A 15021-nucleotide genomic window follows, 5' to 3' on the forward strand; every position below is an offset into this window, starting at 1 on the left:
ATTATGGGACAGAAAGTTAATCCGCACGGCTTAAGAGTCGGTGTTATTAAAGACTGGGATTCCAGATGGTATGCGGAAGCTGATTTTGCAGATAACCTGGTAGAGGATCACAAAATCAGAACCTTCCTTAAGAAGAAATTATACAGCGCCGGTGTTTCCAAAATCGAAATCGAGCGCGCTTCTGATAAAGTAAAAATCATTCTTTACACTGCTAAACCGGGCGTTGTTATCGGTAAGGGCGGCGCAGAGATCGAGAAGACAAAAGCTCAGGTTCAGAAATTAACTGACAAGAAAGTTTTTGTAGACATCAAAGAAGTTAAGAGACCAGACAGAGACGCTCAGCTCGTTGCAGAGAACATCGCTCAGCAGCTTGAGAACCGTATTTCCTTCCGTCGTGCGATGAAGTCCGCTATGGGCAGAACCATGAAGGCTGGAGCTAAGGGTATCAAGGCTTCCGTATCCGGACGTCTTGGCGGTGCTGATATGGCTCGTACAGAGTTCTACAGCGAGGGCACTATCCCGCTTCAGACATTAAGAGCAGATATTGACTACGGTTTCGCTGAGGCAAACACAACATACGGCAAGACCGGTGTTAAGGTTTGGATCTACAAAGGCGAGGTACTTCCTGCGAAAGGAAATAAGGAAGGGAGCGATAAATAATGTTAATGCCGAAAAGAGTAAAGCGTCGTAAACAGTTCCGTGGTACCATGGCCGGCAAGGCGCTTAGAGGAAATGTAATCAACTACGGTGAGTACGGTTTAGTCGCTACAGAACCGTGCTGGATCAAATCCAACCAGATCGAGGCAGCCCGTGTTGCCATGACCCGTTACATCAAACGTGGTGGTAAAGTTTGGATTAAGATTTTCCCGGATAAACCAGTAACTGCTAAACCGGCTGAGACTCGTATGGGTTCCGGTAAAGGCGCACTTGAGTACTGGGTAGCAGTAGTAAAACCAGGCCGCGTAATGTTCGAGATCGCGGGTGTACCAGAGGAGACAGCGAGAGAAGCGCTTCGTCTTGCTATGCACAAACTTCCGTGCAAGTGCAAGATTGCTTCTAAAGCAGATTTAGAAGGCGGTGATAACAGTGAAAATTAATAAGTATGTAGAAGATTTAAAAGCTAAGACATCTGCAGAATTAAACGAAGAATTAGTAGCTGCTAAGAAGGAACTCTTCAACTTAAGATTCCAGAACGCTACCAACCAGCTGGATAATACAAGCAGAATTAAAGAAGTTCGCAGAAACATCGCTCGTATTCAGACTGTTATTACAGAGAAAGCGAACTAATTATCATAGATTCCTAAAATAGGAAAGGAGATATCTACCGTGGAAAGAAATCTTAGAAAAACACGTACCGGTAAGGTAGTAAGCAACAAGATGGACAAAACAATCGTAGTTGCTATCGAAAACCACGTAAAACATCCTTTAATCGGTAAGATTGTTAAGAGAACTTATAAATTAAAAGCACACGACGAGAACAACGAGTGCGGTATCGGTGATACTGTAAAGGTAATGGAAACAAGACCGTTATCCAAGGATAAGAGATGGAGACTCGTCGAAATTATCGAGAAAGCGAGATAATTTCTAAATCAGAAAGGAGTATTGGGCATGATTCAGCAGGAGACCAGATTAAAGGTTGCCGACAATACCGGTGCGAAAGAATTACTCTGTATCCGCGTTATGGGCGGCTCTACTAGAAGATATGCAAATATTGGCGATGTAATCGTTGCCAGCGTTAAAGATGCAACACCAGGCGGTGTTGTAAAGAAAGGCGATGTAGTGAAGGCCGTTGTTGTACGTACCGTTAAGGGCGCACGCCGTAAAGATGGTTCCTACATCAAATTTGATGAGAACGCAGCCGTTATCATCAAAGACGACAAGAACCCGAGAGGAACCCGTATTTTTGGGCCGGTTGCCAGAGAGCTTCGTGAGAAACAGTTTATGAAGATTGTTTCCCTGGCTCCGGAAGTACTGTAGGAGGTGTCAGCTGTGCATAAAATTAAAAAAGGCGACCTGGTAAAGGTTATCACAGGTAAAGACAAAGACAAAACCGGAAAAGTTCTTTCCGTTAATGTAAAGAAGAATACAGTCCTGGTTGAGGGATGCAACATGGTAACAAAGCATACCAAACCGTCTGCAGCTAATCAGCAGGGCGGCATCATCCATCAGGAAGGCGCGCTTGACATTTCCAACGTTATGCTGGTAGTGGATGGCAAGGCTACGAGAGTTGGCTTCAAAGTAGAAGACGGCAAGAAAGTCCGCGTTGCTAAGGCAACCGGTAAAGTAATTGACTAATACAGAGAGGAGGAACGTTAAAATTGGCTAGATTAAAAGAAATGTATCAGAGCGAAATCGTAGACGCTATGATCAAAAAATTCGGATATAAAAATATCATGGAAGTGCCGAAGCTGGACAAGATTGTTATCAACATGGGCGTTGGCGAGGCAAAAGAAAATGCTAAAGTTCTGGACTCTGCTGTAAGAGATATGGAAATCATCACTGGCCAGAAGGCAGTTCTTACAAAAGCGAAAAAATCAGTCGCTAACTTCAAACTTAGAGAGGGTATGGCTATCGGCTGTAAAGTTACCCTGCGTGGCGAGAAGATGTATGAGTTCGCTGATCGTCTGATCAACCTGGCTCTTCCGCGAGTAAGAGACTTCCGCGGTGTAAATCCGAACGCATTTGACGGCAGAGGCAACTACGCTCTGGGTATCAAAGAGCAGCTTATCTTCCCGGAGATCGAGTACGATAAAGTAGATAAGGTAAGAGGTATGGATATCATCTTCGTTACCACTGCTAAGACCGACGAAGAAGCACGTGAGCTGTTAACTCAGTTCAACATGCCATTTGCTAAATAATAGGAGGATTTATCATGGCTAAAACTTCAATGAAGATTAAACAGCAGCGTCCGGCAAAATTCTCCACCAGAGAATATAACCGCTGCAGAATCTGCGGTCGTCCGCATGCATATTTAAGAAAATACGGCATCTGCAGAGTTTGCTTCCGTGAATTAGCTTACAAGGGCGAAATTCCGGGCGTAAAGAAAGCAAGCTGGTAGGCATTGAGCACTTGATGAGGTAGTTTCGAATCTAGTGCGAAAGCCCGTCCCGAGACTTAGTGAGTCAGAGTCGAAGACGATAGACGAGCTTAGTCGAGTGGACGATGCCTATATTATAGAGGACACATCCTAGTGTTCCCAAAACCCACCGAAACCCACTTACAGTAAGTGGTAGTCAAATTATAAGGAGGCACACTCAAAATGACAATGAGCGATCCGATTGCAGATATGCTTACAAGAATCCGTAATGCTAACACTGCAAAACATGATACAGTAGATGTTCCGTCTTCTAAGATGAAATTAGCAATCGCTGACATCCTGGTAAAGGAAGGTTTCATCAAGAAATATGACGTTGTTGAGGACGGCAATTTCAAGACTATCCGTATTACCTTAAAGTACGGTAAAGACAAAAACGAGAAAATCATCTCCGGCATCAAGAGAATTTCCAAACCGGGTCTGCGTATCTACGCAAACAAGGAAGATATGCCGAAGGTACTGGGCGGTTTAGGTGTAGCTATCATCTCCACCAACCAGGGCGTTATCACTGACAAGCAGGCAAGAGAACTCGGCGTAGGCGGAGAAGTTCTTGCATTTGTTTGGTAAGCCGAAAGCATCATCATCGGTTTAGACAAGGTATAGATACAACTGAAAACAGAGAAGCCGCTCAGGCTTCTCCGAAAATCTAAGTAGGAGGTAAAAGGCATGTCACGTATCGGAAGAATGCCAGTTGCGATTCCGGCGGGCGTAACCGTAACAATCGCAGAGAACAATTTAGTGACTGTAAAAGGTCCGAAGGGAACTCTTGAGAGAGAACTCCCGGTTGAGATGAACATCAAAGAAGAGGATGGTCATATCGTAGTTACCAGACCGAACGACTTAAAGAAAATGAAATCTTTACACGGTCTGACAAGAACCTTAATTAACAACATGATTCATGGTGTAACAGAAGGCTATGAGAAAGTCCTGGAAGTTAACGGTGTTGGTTACAGAGCAGCGAAGCAGGGCAAGAAACTGGTTCTCAGCCTTGGTTACTCCCATCCGGTAGAGATGGAAGATCCGGAAGGCATTGAGACTGTTCTGGAAGGACAGAACAAGATCACTGTTAAAGGTATCAGCAAAGAAAAAGTTGGCCAGTATGCAGCTGAGATTCGGGATAAGAGAAGACCTGAGCCGTACAAGGGCAAAGGTATTAAGTATGCCGATGAGGTTATCAGACGTAAAGTTGGTAAGACTGGTAAGAAATAATTAAGGAGAGTGTGAAGATGGTTAGCAAACAGTCAAGAAGCGAAATTCGCGTTAAAAAACACGTTAGATTACGCAACCGTTTTTCTGGCACAGCCGAGAGACCGCGTTTAGCAGTGTTTAGAAGTAATAATCATATGTATGCTCAGATCATTGATGATACAGTTGGAAAAACTTTAGTAGCAGCTTCCACTGCCGAGAAGGAAGTTAAAGCTGAACTGGAGAAGACGAACGATGTTGCAGCAGCAGCTCACGTTGGAACTGTAATCGCTAAGAGAGCGCTTGAAAAAGGTATTAAAGAAGTTGTCTTCGATAGAGGCGGATTTATTTACCACGGAAAAGTTCAGGCATTAGCAGATGCAGCCCGCGAGGCTGGTCTGGAATTCTAGTAGGAAGGAGAACATACACATGAAACGTACAAAAATTGATGCCAACCAGTTCGAGTTAGAGGATACTGTAGTGGCAATCAAACGTGTATCCAAGACCGTTAAGGGCGGACGTACAATGCGTTTTTCCGCTTTAGTAGTAGTTGGAGATAAAAACGGCCACGTTGGTGCTGGTATGGGAAAAGCTGCTGAGGTTCCGGAAGCAATCCGCAAGGGTAAAGAGGCAGCTGCCAGAAACCTGATGGAGGTTCCGTTCGATGAGAACAATAGCATCCCGCACGATTTCCTCGGCAAATTCGGAAGCGCTAACGTACTTCTGAAGAAGGCTCCGGAAGGTACCGGTATTATCGCTGGTGGTCCGGCTCGTGCCGTACTGGATCTGGCTGGTTACAAGAACATCCGTACAAAATCCCTTGGTTCCAACAACAAGGCAAACGTAGTTCTTGCTACCCTGGCAGGCTTAGGTTCTTTAAAGACTCCGGAAGAGGTTGCAAAACTTCGCGGTAAGTCTGTAGAAGAAATTCTGAACTAATAGGAGGAGATAAAAATGGCAGAGAAATTAAAAATCACATTGGTTAAGTCTCCTATTGGCGCTATCCCGAAGCAGAAAGCAACGGTTGCAGCTCTTGGTTTAAACAAGACTGGCAAGACAGTTGAGCAGCCGGACAACGCCGCTATCAGAGGCATGATCCAGAATGTTAGACATTTAGTTAAAGTAGAGGAAATCTAAGATATTTGCAAGGAGGTGCAGTCATGGATTTATCCAATTTAAAGCCGGCGGTAGGCTCTAAGCACAGCGACAGCTTCAGAAGAGGTCGTGGTCACGCATCAGGCAACGGTAAGACTGCTGGTAAGGGACATAAGGGACAGAAAGCTCGTTCCGGCGCTCCGAGACCAGGATTTGAAGGCGGTCAGATGCCGTTATATAGACGTCTCCCGAAGAGAGGCTTCACAAACAGAAATTCTAAGACCATCGTTGGTATCAACGTAAGCGCTCTTGAGAGATTCGAGAACGACACAGTTGTTACGGTTGAAACATTAATCGAAGCAGGCATCGTAAAGAACCCGCGTGACGGCGTTAAGATCCTCGGCAATGGCGAGCTGACCAAAAAGCTGAACGTAAAGGTTGATGCGGTAAGTGAAGGCGCGAAAGCTAAGATCGAGGCCGTTGGCGGAACCTGCGAGGTGATCTAATATGTTAAAAACACTCCAGAATGCATTTAAGATAAAAGAGGTCAGAGAAAAACTCCTCTATACGTTCTTTATGCTGGTTGTGATCCGTATCGGATCGCAGCTGCCGATTCCCGGAGTTAATACAACATTTTTCCAGGAACTGTTTACAAGACAGTCCAATGATGCGTTTGGTTTCTTCAATATGATTACCGGCGGTTCGTTCACGAACATGTCGGTATTCGCATTGAGTATTACCCCGTACATCACTTCTTCCATTATCATGCAGCTTCTGACAATTGCAATTCCGAAATTAGAGGAAATGCAGCAGGAGGGCGAGGACGGAAGAAAGAAGATTGCGGAATATACGCGTTACCTTACGGTTGCACTGGCGCTGATGCAGTCCGTCGCTATGGCGATCGGTTTCGGCGGCAAGGGACTTTTAGTTGAGTTTACTGCCCTGAATGTGATTGTCGCTATTGTGACAATGACAGCCGGAAGTGCCATGCTGATGTGGATCGGTGAGCGAATCACCGAGAACGGCGTCGGAAACGGTATTTCTATCGTGCTTCTGTTCAATATCATTTCAACCATGCCAAGCGATATGATTACGCTCTATGAGCGTTTCCTGCAGGGCAAGATCGTGGCGGTTGCAGTTGTAACAGCCGTGATTATCGTAGCGGTTATCGTAGCGATGGTTGTATTTGTTATCATTTTACAGGATGCAGAGCGGAGAATTCCGGTTCAGTATTCTAAAAAGATGCAGGGACGTAAGATGGTTGGCGGTCAGTCCACAAGCATACCGTTAAAAGTAAATACAGCAGGTGTTATTCCTGTTATCTTTGCTTCATCCCTGATGTCTTTCCCGGTGGTAATTGCTGGATTTTTCCAGGTTAATTATGACACCATCGGAGGAAAGATTCTTCTGGCTCTGAATTCCAGCTCCTGGTTTAATCCAGAGCGTCCGGCTTATTCAGTTGGTTTAATTGTCTACATCGCGTTGATTATTGTGTTTGCGTATTTCTACACATCCATTACATTCAACCCGCTTGAAGTAGCAAACAACATGAAGAAATCCGGCGGCTTCATCCCGGGCATTCGTCCAGGAAAGCCAACATCCGATTACCTGGATGGAATTCTGGAGTATATTATACTGATTGGTGCCTGCGGACTGATCATTGTCTGCCTGGTTCCGATCATTGTCTCTGGACTGTTCTCAGTGAGCCGTCTCTCCTTCGGAGGTACTTCTCTTATCATTATCGTAGGTGTAGTACTTGAGACAATCAAAGCAGTCGAATCACAGATGCTGGTTCGCAACTATAAAGGATTCTTAAACGACTAAGACAACTCGCTTTCTGGGCGGGAGCTTGCTTACTTTACGGCTGGAGGTGGCCGGAGACAGCTCCTGCCTGGAGGCGATTCTGTTGTATATAGGGAGATTGTAACCATTATGAAGATTGTTATGTTAGGAGCACCGGGAGCCGGAAAAGGAACACAGGCTCAGAGAATTGCAGAAAAATACGGCATTCCGCATATTTCTACCGGAGATATTTTCCGTTCCAATATCAAGGCAGGCACAGAGCTTGGTAAAAAAGCAAAATCGTTCATCGATCAGGGGCTTTTAGTACCGGACGAGGTAACGATCGGCATGCTTCTTGACCGGATCCATGAGGCTGACTGCAAGAACGGCTATATTCTGGATGGATTCCCAAGAACGATCCCGCAGGCAGAGAGTCTGACAGAGGCGCTGGCAGCAAACGGCGAGGCGATTGATTTCGCGCTCAACGTAGATGTGCCGGATGCAAACATCGTAAACCGCATGGCAGGGCGCCGTGCGTGCTTAAAGTGCGGCGCTACCTATCACATCCAGTTCGCAGCACCGAAAAAAGAAGGAATCTGCGACAAGTGCGGTTCTGAGCTGGTGCTTCGTGATGATGACAAGCCGGAGACTGTACAGAAACGTCTGGAAATATACCATGACCAGACACACCCGCTGATCGAGTACTATGAGAAGAAGGGCGTTCTTCATACGGTAGACGGTACACAGACCATGGAAGACGTATTCAAGAACATTACGGATATTTTGGGAGCTTAAAACATGGCAGTGACGATAAAATCTCCCAGGGAGATTGAACTGATGCGTGAGGCGGGAAGAATTCTCGCCAAAACGCATGAGGAACTGGCGAAGAATCTTCGGCCGGGCATGTCCACCTGGGATATTGATCATATGGGAGAGGAAATCATCCGGAGTTACGGCTGCATTCCCTCGTTCAAAAATTACAACGGCTATCCCGCATCGATCTGCGTCTCTGTCAATGATGAGGTTGTACATGGAATCCCGCACAAGGAACATTTCCTCGATGAGGGAGACATCGTCAGTCTGGATGCAGGAGTGCTCTACAAAGGATACCACTCAGACGCAGCCCGGACTTACGGCATCGGAGAGATCGACGATGATGCCAAAAAACTGATTGAAGTTACCAGACAGAGCTTCTTTGAGGGAATTAAATTTGCCAAAGCTGGCAATCATCTCAATGACATCTCTGCAGCGATCCAGAAATATGCCGAAAGTTTCGGTTTTGGTGTTGTCAGGGATCTGGTTGGTCATGGAATCGGTTCCCATCTGCATGAGGATCCGGAGATTCCGAATTTTGCAAGAAAAAGAAAAGGAATTCTCTTACAGCCCGGCATGACGCTCGCGATCGAGCCGATGATTACCGAGGGCAGCTACGAAGTAGTCTGGCTCGATGATGACTGGACCGTCATGACGGAAGATGGCGGCTGGGCTGCTCATTATGAAAATACGATTCTTATTACAGAGGGCGAACCTGAGATCCTTTCCTTATAAAGAAGAAGTAAGCTGGGGAAGTTTTACGAATACCTAAGCAGGCTTTCAGATTACAGTATGTACGCATCTTGAGGCAGATGTCCGAGCCGATCAATAAGGCGGGCAATGGCGAAAATTCTTTGTCGAAGACAAATCTGCATGAATTTTTGCCCTGTTTGCGAACTAAGTGAGCAAATAAGCAAGCGAACAAACTGTAATCTGAGAAGCCTGCGGCGGGAGCGGAAACACCTGTCTACAGAAACGGAGATCAGAATGACGGAATATGGAACTGGCTGTCTGGTCCGCTCACTTGCGGGCCACGACAAAGGCACTTATTATATTATAGTCAGAGAAGATGCACGCTACGTGTATCTGGCAGACGGACGCACTAAAACCGCCGCCAAGCCGAAACGCAAGAAGAGAAAGCACGTGCAGTTCTCCCACAAATGGGATGAGGCGCTGGCAGCCCAGTTTGCGGACGGCGCGGCAGTCCAGGATGAAGCGATCCGCTATTTCATTCAGAAATCATTGCAGGGAGGTATATAGAATGTCGAAAGCAGATGTAATTGAGATTGAGGGCGTAGTAGCAGAGAAGCTGCCGAACGCTATGTTTAAGGTAGAACTGGAAAACGGACACATCGTACTTGCTACGATCAGCGGAAAACTCCGTATGAACTACATCCGTATTCTGCCGGGCGATAAGGTTACAATGGAAATGTCGCCATACGATCTCTCTAAGGGAAGAATCATTTGGAGAGATAAATAAAGACCAATCCATTTTTCTCAATAAAAATATTGAGAGAAGTGTAAATTTCGCTTGCATTATAGGATTTTAAATGTTATAATGCTTTAGCGAACTTTGTTGAAGCATCAGGTAAGATCCGCCCTTTTGTCCTCTCACGGCAGGGGGATGGAACGAGTCTGTTGTACCTGTAAGTCCGACACAGGACTGCAATAGGTTATAAAAAATTGTATGTCCGAGATTGGACGGACTATTACGGAAAGGAGAATTGCTGTGAAGGTTAGATCATCGGTTAAACCAATTTGCGAAAAGTGCAAGATCATCAAGAGAAAAGGCAGTATCAGAGTAATCTGTGAGAATCCGAAGCACAAACAAAGACAGGGCTAATTTGATTTAGCACCTATTTTTTCGCGCGGCTTTCTATTATGAACCACTCGGATGAGTTGTTCAGTAGTTTAAGCAAATTTATACATTATCAACGAAGAAGTAAGAAAAACTAATGGAGGTGTACTACACACATGGCTCGTATTTCAGGTGTCGATTTACCAAGAGAGAAACGCGTAGAGATCGGCTTGACTTACATCTACGGTATCGGTAGAGCAAGTGCAGCCCGTATCCTGGCCGAAGCTGAAGTTAATCCTGACACTCGTGTTAAGGACTTAACTGACGACGAAGTTAAGAAGCTTGCGGCAATCATCGCTGACAGTCAGGTGGTTGAGGGTGATCTGAGAAGAGAGATCGCTATGAACATCAAGAGACTGCAGGAGATTGGATGCTACAGAGGCATCCGTCATAGAAAGAGCCTTCCGGTTCGTGGTCAGAAGACAAAGACCAACGCTAGAACTCGTAAGGGTCCGAGAAAGACAGTAGCAAACAAGAAGAAATAATTAAGTAACAAGGAAACTGAATCAGGTTAGGTTTAGCAACAGGATTCAATATTTGAGAAAGTAGGTTAGTTTAAAATGGCTAAAAAAGTGTCCACTGGCAAGAAAGTGACAAAAAAGCGTGTAAAGAAAAACGTTGAACGCGGACAGGCGCACATCCAGTCATCTTTTAATAACACAATCGTTACTTTAACAGATGCACAGGGTAATGCCTTATCATGGGCAAGTGCAGGCGGTCTGGGATTTAGAGGTTCAAGGAAATCTACTCCATATGCAGCTCAGATGGCTGCAGAAACTGCAACGAAGGCAGCTCTTATCCATGGCTTAAAGTCTGTAGACGTTATGGTAAAAGGTCCGGGATCAGGTCGTGAAGCAGCAATCCGTGCTCTTCAGGCATGTGGTCTGGAAGTAACAAGCATTAAGGACGTAACTCCGGTTCCGCATAACGGATGCCGTCCGCCGAAACGTAGAAGAGTCTAATTAGGAGGTGCAAGTAAAGTGGCAGTAGATAGAGTTCCTGTACTTAAAAGATGTAGATCTCTTGACCTTGATCCGGTTTATTTAGGAATCGACAAGAAATCAACGAGAAAATTAACGAGAGCCAACAGAAAGATGAGCGAGTATGCACTCCAGCTGAGAGAAAAGCAGAAAGCAAAATTCATCTACGGTGTGTTAGAGAAACCGTTTAGAAATTACTATGCAAAAGCATCCAGAATGAATGGTCAGGTCGGTGCTAACCTGATGATCCTTCTGGAGTGCAGACTGGATAATGTATTATTCAGAATGGGCTTTGGCCGTACAAGAAAAGAGACACGTCAGATCGTAGATCACAAGCACGTTCTCGTAAACGGCAAGAGCGTAAACATCCCGTCCTACTTAGTTAAGGCTGGCGATGTAATCGAGATCAAAGAGAAGTACAAATCTTCACAGAGATATAAAGATATCGCTGAGGTAACCGGCGGAAGAATGGTACCGGCATGGCTGGAAGTTGACGCTGAGAACCTGAAAGGTACTGTTAAAGAGTTACCGAGCAGAGACGAAATTGACGTTCCTGTAAACGAAGTGCTTATCGTCGAGCTGTACTCCAAATAATAAGAAGTATTACTATTATGTTAGTCCAGAATCTCCCATGTATCTGCTTTGGCAGCTGCTTGGGAGATTCCGAGACTACAAGAGTATGGCAGACCCTCAAAAATGTTCCCAAAAGGAGGGGCTATCGTGTTCGATTTTGAAAAACCAAAAATTGAAATTGCTGAGATTTCCGAAGACAAAAGATATGGCAAATTTGTGGTTGAACCGCTGGAAAGAGGCTATGGTACCACATTAGGCAATTCTTTAAGAAGAATTATGCTTTCCTCTTTGCCTGGTGCAGCAGTAAGTCAAGTGAAAATCGACGGCGTTTTGCATGAGTTCAGTTCTATCCCTGGTGTAAAAGAGGATGTAACTGAAATTATCATGAACATCAAGAGTCTGGCGATCAAAAACAGCAGCGAGACGAATGAGCCGAAGACGGCTTATATCGAGTTCGAGGGCGAAGGCGTCATCACAGCAGCTGACATTCACGCTGATTCTGACATTGAGATTTTGAATCCGGACCAGGTCATCGCTACATTAAGCGGCGGCGCGGACAGCAAATTCTACATGGAGCTGACGATCACGAAGGGCCGCGGCTACATCAGCGCAGATAAGAACAAGAGTGAAGATCTTCCGATCGGAGTTCTGGCTGTTGATTCTATCTACACACCGGTGGAGCGTGTCAATATGACCGTTGAGAACACCCGTGTGGGTCAGGTGACAGATTATGATAAGCTGACATTAGATGTATACACAAATGGAACGCTGGCACCAGACGAAGCTGTCAGCCTGGCAGCAAAGGTTCTGAGCGAGCATCTGAACCTCTTCATTGACCTTTCCGAGAATGCCAAGACCGCAGAGGTTATGGTAGAGAAGGAAGACAACGAGAAAGAGAAAGTGCTTGAGATGAACATCGACGAGCTGGAGTTATCCGTTCGTTCTTACAACTGTTTAAAGAGAGCCGGAATCAATACAGTGGAGGAGCTGTGCAACCGCACACCGGAAGATATGATGAAAGTCAGAAATCTGGGCCGCAAATCCCTGGAAGAGGTTCTTGCAAAACTGAAAGAATTAGGTCTGCAGCTCAACCCGAGCGAAGAGGCTTAAGATACCGCGTGGGTGGACGTGCTTTGCAGTGCGTCCCTTTCATGCAGATACGGGGACGGATAAGTCCGAATGGCACAGGTCCCTGCATAACCATCAAACAATTATATTTTATATAGCAGACATTCAGTAAGTCCAAAGGGCATGAGTGCCGGCTTCCGCAAATGGAGGAGAAAGAATCATGGCAGGATATAGAAAACTTGGAAGAACTTCCAGTCAGAGAAAAGCAATGCTGCGCAGCCTGGTAACCGCACTGTTATTCAACGGCAAGATCGTTACCACTGAGGCAAGAGCAAAAGAAGTGAAGAAGATCGCTGAGGGTCTGATCGCTCTGGCAGTAAAAGAGAAAGATAACTTCGAGACCGTTAAAGTTACCGCTAAGGTAGCTCGCAAAGACGAGAACGGCAAGAGAGTAAAAGAAGTTGTTGACGGCAAGAAAGTTACCGTTTACGACGAAGTAGAGAAAGAGATCAAGAAAGATAAAGCTTCCAGACTTCACGCTAGAAGACAGATGCTGAAGGTTCTCTACGATGTAACAGACGTTCCGACTGCAAGAGCAGGCAAGAAGAAAAACACTAAGAAGGTAGATATGCCGGCTAAGCTGTTTGATGAGCTTGCACCGAAGTACGCTAACCGCAATGGTGGTTACAGCCGTATCGTTAAGATCGGTCAGCGTAAGGGCGACGGCGCTATGGAAGTTCTGTTAGAGCTGGTATAATTTAGATAGATTCGTTTGTTTAAGTTGTATCAAATCTTCGTTCTTTTACGCAAGTTTTGAATCGTAAGATGATTTTATACCCCCGGTTTGGGAGACAGAGAAATCTGTCTTCTGAACCGGGTTTTTTGACGTTAGAATGGAATTTTTCAGGTTTTCCATTTACCTTGAGAAAAAGTCAGGGTTTTAATAACACTTGAATGAAAAAAATAGAAAGAATGGCGCAAAAATAGCAGACTGAATTTTATGGTTTTCCGCATACTAGGATTAAACGATTTTATGGAACAATTTCTTGGATTCAAACAGAGTGTACATCTGCATTTCGTTGAAATTCGCCGCAGGGTGGAATCTACGGAACGGGGGAAGTACATAGGAGTAGAAGGAGGAAAAAACGTGCGAAAAAACCCTAGTATGTGGAAAACAACAAGTCGGAAGGAAAAACTTCGCCGTGTTCTGATAGTGATCTTTGGTGCGGGGGTCATTGCGCTTGCCGGCGTGTCTTATCAATATGTGAAGAACGCGGTTCCCGACCGCATCAATGTGGTGGTGGACCGGCAGGAGCAAGTTCGCTTTGGGCTGCCGTTTCGGGCATTGCTGGAAAGTGAGAGCGAGGAGGTGCTTCTAAACGGCAGCTCTAAAATTCCGTCCGACCAGATCCATCTGCAGCTCAACCAGCCCTTTTCCATCTATTCTGAACAGGAGGGAACGTACCGTTTAAGTCTCAAACTCTTTGGAATATGGAAATTAAAGGATATCGAGGTAGATGTGTCGGATGTCCAGTATGCGGTTCCCTGTGGGCTGCCGGTGGGTATTTACATGAAATCCGATGGACTGATGGTGATCGGAACCGGAAGGGTAACGGCACAGACGGGGGAAGTGATGGATCCGGCGGACGGAATCCTGCGTTCTGGAGACTATATCGAGGCAATCAACGGGACGCCGGCGACGGACAAGAAAGATATGATACGGGCAGTCAAGGAAGCGGGAAATATGGCTCTGACACTTTCAGTGCGCCGCGAGGGAGAGACGATGGATGTACAGATGACGCCGGTACAGACGCAGGAGGGAGACTATAAGCTGGGGCTGTGGATCCGCGACGATACGCAGGGCATCGGTACGATGACCTATGTATGTGCTAACGGCGCGTTTGGAGCGCTGGGACACGGTATCAGCGACGGCGACACGGGACTTCTGGTGCAGACCTCCGGCGGCGAACTATACGATACGGAGATTCTGGGCGTGGAGAAGGGAAGTTTCGGAAAGCCGGGCGTGATGTCGGGCGTTATCTACTATGGAAATCAGTCGCGGCTGGGAAGTGTGGAGGCTAATACGGATCAGGGCATTTTCGGGACGGCAAATCCGCGCTTTTTAAGCCGGGTAAAGAACCCTGCAATTCCGATCGGTTACCGTCAGGACGTCAAAAAAGGCCGTGCCTGCATCCGCAGCAGCGTGTCCGGGGAATTGAAAGACTACGAGATTGAGATTCAGAAAATAGACCACTCCTCCAACCGCCACAACAAGGACATGGTCATTCGCGTAACCGATCCGGAACTTCTGTCCCTGACCGGCGGGATCGTCCAGGGCATGAGCGGCAGCCCCATCATCCAGAACGGAAAACTCATCGGAGCAGTCACGCACGTTTTTATTCAGGATTCGACGCGTGGGTATGGGATTCTGGTGGAGAATATGCTGGGACATTGAATCTGGATGCAAAGTAACTGTTTACGGGTGGGAATTTTCTGAACTTAAAATTCCATATGATACAGTTCTGGCAGCAGATTTTGCCGATTTTGAATGCGCAGCATCGGCAAAATCCTGT

Annotated in this window: 26 protein-coding genes; all 26 read left to right on the forward strand. The window is 46.1% G+C overall.

Annotated features, from left to right (window positions below):
- The first annotated feature begins 3 nt into the window (after nt 1-3).
- The 26 genes from rpsC (at nt 4) to spoIVB (ending at nt 14903) form a co-directional block, all read left to right on the forward strand.
- Nucleotides 4-660, forward strand: a complete 657-nt coding sequence (gene rpsC, locus DW720_RS01550; RefSeq protein ID WP_022360569.1) for a 30S ribosomal protein S3 — start codon at nt 4-6, stop codon at nt 658-660.
- A complete protein-coding gene (gene rplP / locus DW720_RS01555) occupies nt 660-1097 on the forward strand; it encodes a 50S ribosomal protein L16 (RefSeq protein ID WP_022360568.1) in 438 nt (145 codons plus the stop codon). Before rpsC ends, rplP begins: the two co-directional genes overlap by 1 nt.
- Nucleotides 1087-1287 carry a 50S ribosomal protein L29 gene (gene rpmC, locus DW720_RS01560; RefSeq protein WP_022360567.1) on the forward strand — a complete coding sequence of 67 codons (201 nt, stop codon included), beginning with the start codon at nt 1087-1089 and terminating at the stop codon, nt 1285-1287. Before rplP ends, rpmC begins: the two co-directional genes overlap by 11 nt.
- Nucleotides 1288-1326: 39 nt before the next feature.
- Nucleotides 1327-1581 carry a 30S ribosomal protein S17 gene (gene rpsQ, locus DW720_RS01565; protein ID WP_107000794.1) on the forward strand — a complete coding sequence of 85 codons (255 nt, stop codon included), beginning with the start codon at nt 1327-1329 and terminating at the stop codon, nt 1579-1581.
- 27 nt (nt 1582-1608) lie between these two features.
- On the forward strand, nt 1609-1977 hold the full coding sequence (rplN, locus tag DW720_RS01570) for a 50S ribosomal protein L14 (protein ID WP_022360565.1): 369 nt from the start codon (nt 1609-1611) through the stop codon (nt 1975-1977).
- A 12-nt stretch (nt 1978-1989) separates the two neighbouring features.
- Nucleotides 1990-2295, forward strand: a complete 306-nt coding sequence (gene rplX, locus DW720_RS01575) for a 50S ribosomal protein L24 (protein ID WP_022360564.1) — start codon at nt 1990-1992, stop codon at nt 2293-2295.
- 23 nt (nt 2296-2318) lie between these two features.
- Nucleotides 2319-2858 carry a 50S ribosomal protein L5 gene (gene rplE / locus DW720_RS01580; RefSeq protein WP_022360563.1) on the forward strand — a complete coding sequence of 180 codons (540 nt, stop codon included), beginning with the start codon at nt 2319-2321 and terminating at the stop codon, nt 2856-2858.
- Nucleotides 2859-2872: 14 nt separating this feature from the next.
- Complete coding sequence (locus DW720_RS01585; RefSeq protein WP_022345134.1) at nt 2873-3058, forward strand: type Z 30S ribosomal protein S14; 186 nt, start codon at nt 2873-2875, stop codon at nt 3056-3058.
- A gap of 201 nt (nt 3059-3259) precedes the next feature.
- Nucleotides 3260-3661 (forward strand): 30S ribosomal protein S8, encoded by a 402-nt coding sequence (rpsH, locus tag DW720_RS01590; RefSeq protein WP_022360562.1) that lies wholly within the window; start codon nt 3260-3262, stop codon nt 3659-3661.
- A 99-nt stretch (nt 3662-3760) separates the two neighbouring features.
- Complete coding sequence (gene rplF, locus DW720_RS01595; protein ID WP_022360561.1) at nt 3761-4303, forward strand: 50S ribosomal protein L6; 543 nt, start codon at nt 3761-3763, stop codon at nt 4301-4303.
- Between the two features lie 17 nt (nt 4304-4320).
- Nucleotides 4321-4689, forward strand: a complete 369-nt coding sequence (rplR, locus tag DW720_RS01600) for a 50S ribosomal protein L18 (RefSeq protein ID WP_022360560.1) — start codon at nt 4321-4323, stop codon at nt 4687-4689.
- 19 nt (nt 4690-4708) lie between these two features.
- Nucleotides 4709-5218 carry a 30S ribosomal protein S5 gene (gene rpsE / locus DW720_RS01605; protein ID WP_022360559.1) on the forward strand — a complete coding sequence of 170 codons (510 nt, stop codon included), beginning with the start codon at nt 4709-4711 and terminating at the stop codon, nt 5216-5218.
- 15 nt (nt 5219-5233) lie between these two features.
- Entirely contained in the window at nt 5234-5416 is a 183-nt protein-coding gene (gene rpmD, locus DW720_RS01610; RefSeq protein WP_022360558.1) for a 50S ribosomal protein L30, read from the forward strand.
- 23 nt (nt 5417-5439) lie between these two features.
- On the forward strand, nt 5440-5880 hold the full coding sequence (gene rplO, locus DW720_RS01615; RefSeq protein ID WP_022360557.1) for a 50S ribosomal protein L15: 441 nt from the start codon (nt 5440-5442) through the stop codon (nt 5878-5880).
- A gap of 1 nt (nt 5881) precedes the next feature.
- Nucleotides 5882-7198: a preprotein translocase subunit SecY gene (gene secY / locus DW720_RS01620; RefSeq protein WP_118749183.1), complete on the forward strand. Its 1317-nt coding sequence runs from the start codon at nt 5882-5884 to the stop codon at nt 7196-7198.
- Nucleotides 7199-7306: 108 nt separating this feature from the next.
- Nucleotides 7307-7951 carry an adenylate kinase gene (locus DW720_RS01625; protein ID WP_022360555.1) on the forward strand — a complete coding sequence of 215 codons (645 nt, stop codon included), beginning with the start codon at nt 7307-7309 and terminating at the stop codon, nt 7949-7951.
- A 3-nt stretch (nt 7952-7954) separates the two neighbouring features.
- Nucleotides 7955-8704 (forward strand): type I methionyl aminopeptidase, encoded by a 750-nt coding sequence (map, locus tag DW720_RS01630; protein WP_118749184.1) that lies wholly within the window; start codon nt 7955-7957, stop codon nt 8702-8704.
- Nucleotides 8705-8956: 252 nt separating this feature from the next.
- Complete coding sequence (locus DW720_RS01635) at nt 8957-9229, forward strand: hypothetical protein (protein ID WP_117796495.1); 273 nt, start codon at nt 8957-8959, stop codon at nt 9227-9229.
- 1 nt (nt 9230) lies between these two features.
- Nucleotides 9231-9449: a translation initiation factor IF-1 gene (infA, locus tag DW720_RS01640; RefSeq protein WP_022360552.1), complete on the forward strand. Its 219-nt coding sequence runs from the start codon at nt 9231-9233 to the stop codon at nt 9447-9449.
- 249 nt (nt 9450-9698) lie between these two features.
- Nucleotides 9699-9812, forward strand: coding sequence for a 50S ribosomal protein L36 (gene rpmJ / locus DW720_RS01645; protein WP_003497809.1), 114 nt, complete (start codon nt 9699-9701; stop codon nt 9810-9812).
- A gap of 131 nt (nt 9813-9943) precedes the next feature.
- Entirely contained in the window at nt 9944-10312 is a 369-nt protein-coding gene (gene rpsM / locus DW720_RS01650; RefSeq protein ID WP_022360551.1) for a 30S ribosomal protein S13, read from the forward strand.
- A 75-nt stretch (nt 10313-10387) separates the two neighbouring features.
- Nucleotides 10388-10789 (forward strand): 30S ribosomal protein S11, encoded by a 402-nt coding sequence (rpsK, locus tag DW720_RS01655; protein ID WP_022360550.1) that lies wholly within the window; start codon nt 10388-10390, stop codon nt 10787-10789.
- An 18-nt stretch (nt 10790-10807) separates the two neighbouring features.
- Nucleotides 10808-11401, forward strand: a complete 594-nt coding sequence (rpsD, locus tag DW720_RS01660; protein WP_107000789.1) for a 30S ribosomal protein S4 — start codon at nt 10808-10810, stop codon at nt 11399-11401.
- Nucleotides 11402-11527: 126 nt separating this feature from the next.
- A complete protein-coding gene (locus DW720_RS01665) occupies nt 11528-12490 on the forward strand; it encodes a DNA-directed RNA polymerase subunit alpha (protein WP_107000788.1) in 963 nt (320 codons plus the stop codon).
- A gap of 178 nt (nt 12491-12668) precedes the next feature.
- The gene (locus DW720_RS01670; protein ID WP_022360547.1) at nt 12669-13205 is read left to right on the forward strand and encodes a L17 family ribosomal protein; all 537 of its coding nucleotides are present in this window, start codon (nt 12669-12671) and stop codon (nt 13203-13205) included.
- A gap of 390 nt (nt 13206-13595) precedes the next feature.
- Nucleotides 13596-14903, forward strand: a complete 1308-nt coding sequence (spoIVB, locus tag DW720_RS01675; protein ID WP_347560687.1) for a SpoIVB peptidase — start codon at nt 13596-13598, stop codon at nt 14901-14903.
- Nucleotides 14904-15021 lie beyond the last annotated feature (118 nt).

Origin of the sequence: Clostridium sp. AM27-28, assembly GCF_003480955.1 — a bacterium.
GTDB classification, from domain to species: Bacteria; Bacillota; Clostridia; order Lachnospirales; family Lachnospiraceae; genus Otoolea; species Otoolea fessa.